Source organism: Streptomyces sp. NPDC004561 (genome assembly GCF_053602155.1).
The window spans coordinates 1-1,122 of sequence record NZ_JBSGDB010000935.1 but is presented as its reverse complement, the minus strand read 5'-3'; the positions used below and the strand labels follow the sequence as shown (position 1 = coordinate 1,122).

Below are 1,122 nucleotides of genomic sequence, written 5' to 3'. Positions count from 1 at the left end.
GACGCCGTCCACGCGCGCGGGCGGCCCCGCCGGTCTGCCGAGGGGCAGCACCGTGCCGTCGGCGAGCGGGGCGGGGCCGAGGCCGGACAGCAGGTCCGTGGCGCGGCTGCCGAGCACCGGCTCCACGGCGATGCCGCCGCAGACGGCCACATAGCCGCGTACGCCGGCCACGGCGCTGCCCACCTCCAGCAGCTCACCGGCCGGCACCACGACCGGCGCGCCCCACGCGGCCGGGCGGCCGCCGACCGCCACCGGACAGGGTGCGCCGCCCACCGCGACGGTCACCGGGGAACGGGGGCGCAGCGCACAGCCGTCGAGGGTCGTCTCCAGCACGGCGGCGTCCGGGGCATTGCCGACGAGCCGGTTGACGAGCGCCGCCGCGGGCCCGTCGAGCGCCCCCGAACGGGGCACACCGAGATGCGCGTACCCGGGCCGCCCACGATCCTGCACGGTGGTCAGCGCCCCGGAACGCACGACGACGAGCGCACGATCCGTCATGCGTCCTCCACCGGTACGCCATGCACGCGCGCGTGCGGGAAGGCGGTGGCAAGTCCCGCGCGCGCGTGCCCGTTCCTGCGTGTCCCGGTCATGCGGCACCCACCGGTACGAAGCGCACGCGGGTGCCCGGTGCGAGCAGGGCGGCGGGGGTGCGGGTGTGGTTCCACAGCACCGCGTCGGTCGAGCCGATGAGTTGCCAGCCGCCCGGTGAGGAGCGCGGGTACACGCCCGTGTACGGGCCCGCGAGGGCCACGGCGCCGGCGGGGACCGTGGTGCGCGGGGTGGCGCGGCGCGGGACGTCGTAGCGGGGCGGGAGACCGGTGAGGTAGCCGAAGCCGGGGGCGAAGCCGCAGAAGGCCACCGTGAACTCGGTGCCCGCGTGGATGCGGGCCACCTCGTGCTCGGGCACCCTCCAGCAGGCGGCGACCTCCGCGAGGTCGGGGCCGTCGTAGCGCACCGGGAGTTCGACCAGGGCACGCGCGCGCGGGGAAGGCGGCGGCACCGCGGACGAGGTCAGTTCGGACGCCCAACGGGCCGGATCGGACAGCCCGTCGAGCAGGACCGTGCGCGCCGCAGGCACGATCTCGCGGACCGTCAGCGTGCCCTCCGCCCGGCAGATGTGCA

The 1,122-nt window shown here is 77.1% G+C and carries 2 protein-coding genes; both read right to left on the bottom strand.

Going from position 1 to position 1,122, the window contains the following annotated elements:
- The coding region (locus ACWEN3_RS46830) for a 5-oxoprolinase subunit C family protein (RefSeq protein ID WP_452984583.1) at positions 1–498 on the bottom strand (498 nt) is incomplete at its 3' end.
- A gap of 88 nt (positions 499–586) precedes the next feature.
- Positions 587–1,122: 5-oxoprolinase subunit B family protein (locus tag ACWEN3_RS46825; protein ID WP_452984581.1), on the bottom strand; the 536-nt coding region annotated here is incomplete at its 5' end.